The organism is Paenibacillus taihuensis (assembly GCF_003386535.1).
Classification (GTDB): Bacteria; Bacillota; Bacilli; order Paenibacillales; family Paenibacillaceae; genus Paenibacillus_Z; species Paenibacillus_Z taihuensis.
This window is the reverse complement of the sequence record NZ_QTTN01000064.1, coordinates 20157-27084: the sequence shown is the minus strand read 5'-3', so window position 1 is coordinate 27084 and position 6928 is coordinate 20157. Positions and strand designations below refer to the sequence as shown.

Below are 6928 nucleotides of genomic sequence, written 5' to 3'. Positions count from 1 at the left end.
CCCCTCCCGCAGACCTCCCCAGATAAGAACGTCATCTTTCTGCCCGCAACCACTGGAGTTTACAAAGGTAGCCTTTGGCGACTTGGGATTTCGTCATGTGTTGGTGACTCATCCGACTAACCCTGCCTCGAATCCAGTTCGTGTACCTTGGCTCGTGCATTTGCCTTAAGCTTCCTTCAGATTCCGCCTCGCGGCGGACACCCTTGCTCTTGGCTAACGGTAGGCGTTCGCCAGCCCCCGTTCGGGACTTTCACCCTAGAGATGACGCCCATGCTGGGCGTACTACAAAAAGACCTCCCGAATAAGGATTCAGGAGGTCATTCATGTAGGTCATTCATGTACTGCCTTACTCGCTAACGGGCCTTATCGTGACTTATCTGCGCCGAATTGGCCTCGGAAATTTTACAATACGGCCTTCTTCCAATCCGCCGCGAACTTCTCCATACCCTGCTCCGTCAACGGGTGCTTGGAGATTTGCTCGATGACCGCGAACGGAATCGTTGCGATATGTGCGCCAGCCATCGCTACGCGAGTAACGTGGTCCGGGTGACGAACGGATGCAGCGATGATTTGAGCGTCCAGGTTATGAATGCGGAACAGCTCAGCCACTTTAGCTACCAATTGAACGCCATCCTCGGAGATATCGTCGAGACGACCGAGGAACGGAGAAACATAAGTTGCGCCAGCACGAGCTGCCAGCAGCGCTTGGTTCACCGTGAAGATGAGCGTAACGTTCGTCTTCACGCCTTTCTTGCTCAGGTAACGGCATGCTTCAAGACCGGCAAGCGTCATCGGCAGCTTGATCGTGATGTTCTTGTCGTAGTCGTTGATCTTGATCAGTTCATTCGCTTGCGCGATCATTTCTTCCGCCGTCAGCGCGTCAGGCGTTACTTCAGCCGACACGGATTCAACTTCAGGCACTTCACGCAAAATCTCCGCAATGCGATCCTCGAACTTCACGCCTTCCTTCGCAACGAGCGAAGGGTTCGTCGTTACGCCCGACAGTACGCCGACTCTATATGCCTTCTTAATGTCTTCCAAATTCGCAGTATCGATAAAAAATTTCATCGTTTTCGTGCCTCCGTTACGATTGTATTTTTAAACAGGATCGAATTTTATATACTCGCTTAACCCAGCAATTGGTTTGCCAGTTTAACGACATTGTCTACCGAGAATCCGAAGTACTCCATTACTTCTCCGCCTGGGCCGGACGCGCCGAATGTATCAATCGACAACACCGCACCAGTTGGTCCAGCATAACGATCCCAGCCGAGCGAGATGCCCGCTTCAATCGCAACACGCTTCGTCACCGCTGCTGGAAGCACCGACTCCTTGTAGCTCGCAGATTGACGCTCGAACAGCTCACGGCTTGGCATTGCTACGACGCGTACCGATACGCCGCCTTTTTCAAGCTCAGACTTTGCATCCACTGCCAACGATACTTCAGAGCCTGTTGCAATCAGGATAACATCCGGATTCGCATTTGTTTCCGCAAGCACGTATGCACCTTTGGACACACTATCGATGTTGCCGCTCGTCGCTTCATATACAGGCAGGTTCTGTCTGCTCAGCACAAGTGCTACCGGACCTTCTTGCTGCTGCAATGAATATGCCCATGCGCTAGCTGTCTCATTCGCATCCGAAGGACGGATGACTGTCAGCCCCGGAATCGTACGCAATGCCGCGAGATGTTCAACTGGTTCATGCGTTGGACCATCTTCGCCAACTGCGATGGAATCGTGTGTGAAGACGTAAGTGACTGGAAGCTTCTGCAATGCTGCCAGACGAATCGACGGACGCAAGTAGTCGCTGAACACGAAGAATGTGCTGACAAAAGGCTTCACGCCGCCATGCAGCGCCATACCGTTACCTGCCGCGCCCATCGCATGCTCACGAACGCCGAAGTAAACGTTGCGGCCCGCGTAGGACTCAACCGCAAACTTCTTCTCGCCGTTAATATCTGTCATCGTCGAGTGCGACAAGTCCGCGCTGCCGCCGAAGATCGAAGGAACAAGCTTCACATAATGGTTAATCGCGTTGCCGCTTGCTACACGAGTCGAAACCGTCTTGGACGTATCAAATGTCAAAATATCCGCTGCATCGATCGTAACCTTACCGTCAACGATCGCTGCAAATTCCTTGCCAAGCGACGGATGCTGTGCCGCATACGCTTCTACCAAGCTGTTCCATGCTGCTTCCTTCGCTGCACCTTGCTGCTTCAATCCATCGAAATGCGCGCGCACTTCGTTCGGCACTGTGAACTCTTCTTCATAGTTCCAGCCGTAAACAGCTTTCGTCGCTTTGCCTTCTTCTTTGCCAAGCGGAGCGCCATGTACCTTATGCGTACCAGCATTTTTGCTGCCGTAACCGATAATCGTACGAACCTCGATCAGCGTCGGCTGCGAGTCATGCTGCTTGGCTGCTGCAATCGCCGCACCGATCGCTTCAATATCGTTGCCGTCTTCGACGCGCAGATACTGCCAGTTCGCTGATGCAGCACGGTGCTGCATTTGCTCGCCGAACGAAAGATTCAAGTCGCCATCAAGCGAAATATCGTTGGAATCGTACAGCACGATCAGCTTGCCAAGTTTCATATGGCCTGCCATCGACATCGCTTCGTAGGAGATACCCTCCATCAAGCAGCCGTCTCCGACAAGCGCGAATGTATAGTGATCAACAACCGGGAAGCCTTCTTGGTTGTATTTCGAAGCGAGATGCGCTTCTGCCATTGCCATGCCGACAGCATTAGCAATACCTTGGCCGAGTGGACCAGTCGTTGCATCGACACCGTCCGTGTGACCAAATTCCGGATGTCCCGGCGTCTTGCTGTTCAGCTTACGGAACTGCTTCAAGTCTTCAATGCTGACTTGGTAGCCCGTCAGGTGCAGCATGCTATAGAGCAATGCCGAACCGTGGCCTGCGGATAGAACGAAACGGTCGCGGTTGAACCATTTCGAATGCGCCGGATTGTGGCTTAGGTGATTCGCGAAGAGCGTGTAAGCCATTGGCGCGGCACCCATCGGCAGTCCTGGATGTCCCGAATTCGCTGCGTTAATCGCATCGATGGACAATGTCCGAATCGTATCAATCGCTAACTGATCAATCGTTTGTGTTGTAGGCATAGTGTGTTTCTTCTCCTTTTTCTATCTGATTGGCTTGCTCTTGCACTTCTTCCGGCTCCGTATCGAACCACCAGCGGTGGCCGTGCTTAGCCAGCAGCTCATCAGAAGCAGCTGGACCATAAGAACCCGATGGGTATGGAAGGAGCGGAATATGGTTTGCTGCATACGCATCGAGGATCGGCTGAACCCATTTCCAGGAAAGCTCCACTTCATCCCAATGCGCGAAGAACGTCGGATCGCCAAGCATCGCATCGTGAATCAGATTCTCATACGCTTCCGGCACATCATCCGAGCTCGTATGGAATTCGATATTCATCGGTTCAAAGGCACCCTTTTCCCGCGAATCCATCATATTCAGCTGCAGCGTGATGCCTTCTTTGGGACCGATATCGATCACAAGCAGATTCGGATCGAGCTGCTCCGGCTGCTGCGCTCCTTGCTGCTTCAGAGGCTCCTTGAATTCCACGACGATACGCGTCGACTTCTCCCGCATTCTTTTACCCGTACGGATATAGAACGGAACGCCTCGCCAGAAATAGTCATCAATTTCCAGCTTCGCCGCAATGAATGTATCGTTCATCGAAGTCGCTGGGATGCCTTGTTCAGACGTGTAGCCGTTAACCGGCTTGCCTTGGATGGTCCCTGCAGCGTATTGACCGCGTACGATTTGGGAGCTGATGTTATCGCTTTGCAGCGGCACCAACGCCTCCATCACTTGTTTCTTCCGCAGGCGCACAATCTCAGATGTGCTGTTATTCGGAAGTTGAATCGCCAGCATCATGAGGAGCTGCAGCATGTGGTTCTGGAACATGTCTCGGACGGCACCGGAATGATCGTAGTAGCCCGCGCGTTCTTCAACGCCGACCGTCTCATTCGCCGTAATTTGCACATTCGCAATATGGCGATTCGTCCAAAGCGCTTGTATAACAGGGTTCGAGCGCTGGAGATATTCCAGCTTCTGAACCATCGGTTTACCCAAGTAATGATCAATGCGGAAAATCTCTTGCTCGGCAAAAGCGCCGCTCAGCTTCTCATTCAGCTCTCTCGCCGATTGCAGGTCGTGGCCGAATGGCTTCTCAATGATCAGACGCTTCCAGCCATCTGCACCGCCAAGCCCGCTGGACTGAATTCTCGCTGCGATCGTCTCGAAGAACTCCGGTCCGACGGACAAGTAGAACATCCGATTCGGCGCTGCCCCGAGTGCTGCCTCCCGCTCCTCGACAAGGCGAAGAAGCTTCGCGTAATCTTCCTCGTGATCGATGTTAAGCACGCTATAGCGGAACGCGTTCAAGAAATTCCGAATTGCCGTCTCATCGCCCGGTGCTCGTCTGGAGAAGTTACGAAGCGATTTCTCCACATTTGCCTGGAACGATTCATCCGTAAGCTCTCTTCGACCAAGCCCGAATACGGAAAAAGACGACGGCAGCTTGCCATCGATATATAAATTGTAAAGTGCCGGGTAGATTTTGCGTTTCGCCAAATCCCCTGTGGCGCCGAATAGTACGAGCGTCATTGCTTCCATTGAACATCGTTCTCCTTCCTTGCCATGCAGTTCTCTAACTTTGAACGTCGATTGCTGCTGGCTTCCCTTCAATAATTCCACTATAATACGAATAACACATATACATGTAATTAATATATTTCACAGGAGCTATAGATCACGTCTATGAACAATAACTACGAACTTTATAAGGTCTTTTATTGGGCAGCCAAAACAGGCAGTCTCACGCAAGCAGCCAAAGCACTGTATATCACGCAGCCCAGCGTCAGCCACGCGATTAAGCAGCTGGAGGACAACTTCGGGATCACGTTGTTCTACCGGAATCCGAAAGGTGTCTCGCTGACGCAGGAAGGCGCCGTCCTGTACTCGTACATTGAGCAGTCGCAAATCCTCATTACCCTAGCAGAGGAGAAAATGGCCGCGCTCAAAAATCTCGACAGCGGCGAGCTCCGCATCGGCGGAAGCGACTCGCTGTTCAAGCACTATATCCTCCCTTACTTGGAGGAGTATCATCGGAAGTATCCAGGCGTTCGGCTTCACTTGAATCACGGGACGACGCCTGAAGTCATTTCTTTTCTAAAGGAAGGGCGCATCGATCTCGGGGTTGTGCGGATGCCCATTACGGATCCGCAGCTTGAAGTGAAGGAGAGCTTGGAGCTGCAGGACTGTTTTGTCGCGGGGCCGCGCTATGCGGAGCTTAAAGATGTGCCGTTGTCGCTTACGAAGCTGCAGCAATATCCGATCATTCTGTTCTCGCGCAACAGCCGGGCACGGATGGCGATTACGGAGCTGTTCCAGAGCTATGGCCACACGCTGAAGCCGGAGATCGAAGTCGGCAGCGTCGATCTGCTCATCGAGCTGGCGCGCAAAGGTCTCGGCATCTCGTATGTGACGCGGGAGTTCGTGTCCAAGGAGCTCGAAGCTGGATCGCTCTTCGAGATTAAGCTCGACGTGCAGCTGCCTCCTTCGCAGGTCGGCATCATGACGATGCGCAGCATGCCGCTGTCGAGCGCGGCGGTGAGGTTTATGGAGTTGATTGTTTGAGAATGCTAGCGGGCTCAGCGGTTATGGCTGAGGCCCGCTCGTTTTTTGTGGGCGATGGGATTTCCCCCAGGGTTGCGAGTGCGGTGACTTCGGATTCATACAGAGAGAGGGTTTTGGTTTTCCCTCTCTCGGCTGCAAAACAAACTTCCTATCTCCACACACAATCGCTGCCTGCCCATAAACTCTGAGAATGGGGAAATCCGACTCTCATGAGTAAAACCAACCAATTTCAAACACGAGAGTGGGAAAATCCGACTCTCACAACGCTAAAGTCCCCCAATCGCGGCGGCGCCACCACTGAGAGTCGGAAATGGCGACTCTCGACAACTGCTTTCTCCCATTTGGCGGCTGAGAGTCGGGAAATCCGACTCTCAACAAAAAAAGCCACCTCGCAAACCACATAACAACATGTGACTCGCGGGGCAGCCCCCTTACAAAACAGTAAACAGCGGATCTACCGCCAAATATTGCACCGGTACCGATGGGAACCGACTGCTAAGCCTGTCCGCGAGCAGCTTCATGCCCGGCTGCTCGCTCTCGAGATGGCCGAGCACAAGAAGCGCTCGCGCCATGCCCCCGTAGCACGAATCCCGTACATACTCCGGCGTCTCCCATTCTTGGCCTTCGCCATAAATGAGCGCATCGAGCTGGTATCGCTCGAATAGCGGAATAGCAACATCGCCGCCACCGCGGAAGCCGACCAGCACGCCGACCCTTCTGCAGGTCACGGACAAATCCCCGCTTGCCCGAACCATCCCGATGCCGAGCTTACGCTTCAGTTCTTCTGCCAGCTCGCCAACCGTACATGTTGGGAGCTCGACAACCGAAGCCGCCGGCTCGTGCTCCTGCACATAGGCATCCCAGTCTAGCTCCTGCAAGAGCCCCGCCATAATGCCGTCGACCTTCTGCCGATGCAAGCCGTCGTGGTAACAGTAAACCGCGAGCCGCTTCTCAGCAATCACACGCAGCTTGGCCTGGTACACGGGATCGGCACTCTCCTGCAGCTTCGCATGCGGCTGGTGATGATAGCTGTAGAACGGCCCTTCATGGGAAATGATTAGGTTCAGCCCTTTACGATGGGCTTCCTCCAGCACCTGCTGCGTTGCCATGAACGTCACGGCAATGCCAGTCACAATCTCCTCCGGCTCCCCGAAGCGCAGTTGGTCCGCGCCTACCGGTCCCCCCAACTCCTCAATTACATCTTTAACGCGCACAACTGCTGTCATCCTCGCACCTCCGCAGCATTCAATCCGCCTTTGCA

General features: G+C 53.6%; 5 protein-coding genes. 1 reads left to right on the top strand and 4 read right to left on the bottom strand.

Annotated features, from left to right (window positions below; translation table 11 throughout):
* Window positions 1-402: 402 nt before the first annotated feature.
* The 3 genes from fsa to zwf are packed head-to-tail and all read right to left on the bottom strand — an operon-like array spanning window position 403 to window position 4644.
* A complete protein-coding gene (gene fsa, locus A8990_RS29850; protein ID WP_116192668.1) occupies window positions 403-1068 on the bottom strand; it encodes a fructose-6-phosphate aldolase in 666 nt (221 codons plus the stop codon).
* A gap of 59 nt (window positions 1069-1127) precedes the next feature.
* Entirely contained in the window at window positions 1128-3122 is a 1995-nt protein-coding gene (tkt, locus tag A8990_RS29845) for a transketolase (protein WP_116192667.1), read from the bottom strand.
* Window positions 3100-4644, bottom strand: a complete 1545-nt coding sequence (gene zwf / locus A8990_RS29840; protein ID WP_116192666.1) for a glucose-6-phosphate dehydrogenase — start codon at window positions 4642-4644, stop codon at window positions 3100-3102. The genes tkt and zwf overlap by 23 nt, the downstream gene beginning before the upstream one ends.
* Window positions 4645-4788: 144 nt before the next feature.
* Here zwf and A8990_RS29835 point away from each other — a divergent pair, with 144 nt between their 5' ends.
* Window positions 4789-5667, top strand: a complete 879-nt coding sequence (locus A8990_RS29835; protein WP_116192665.1) for a LysR family transcriptional regulator — start codon at window positions 4789-4791, stop codon at window positions 5665-5667.
* A gap of 431 nt (window positions 5668-6098) precedes the next feature.
* Here the strand turns inward: A8990_RS29835 and A8990_RS29825 are convergent, their stop codons facing one another.
* Window positions 6099-6893 carry a Nif3-like dinuclear metal center hexameric protein gene (locus tag A8990_RS29825; protein WP_116192663.1) on the bottom strand — a complete coding sequence of 265 codons (795 nt, stop codon included), beginning with the start codon at window positions 6891-6893 and terminating at the stop codon, window positions 6099-6101.
* Between the last annotated feature and the right edge of the window lie 35 nt (window positions 6894-6928).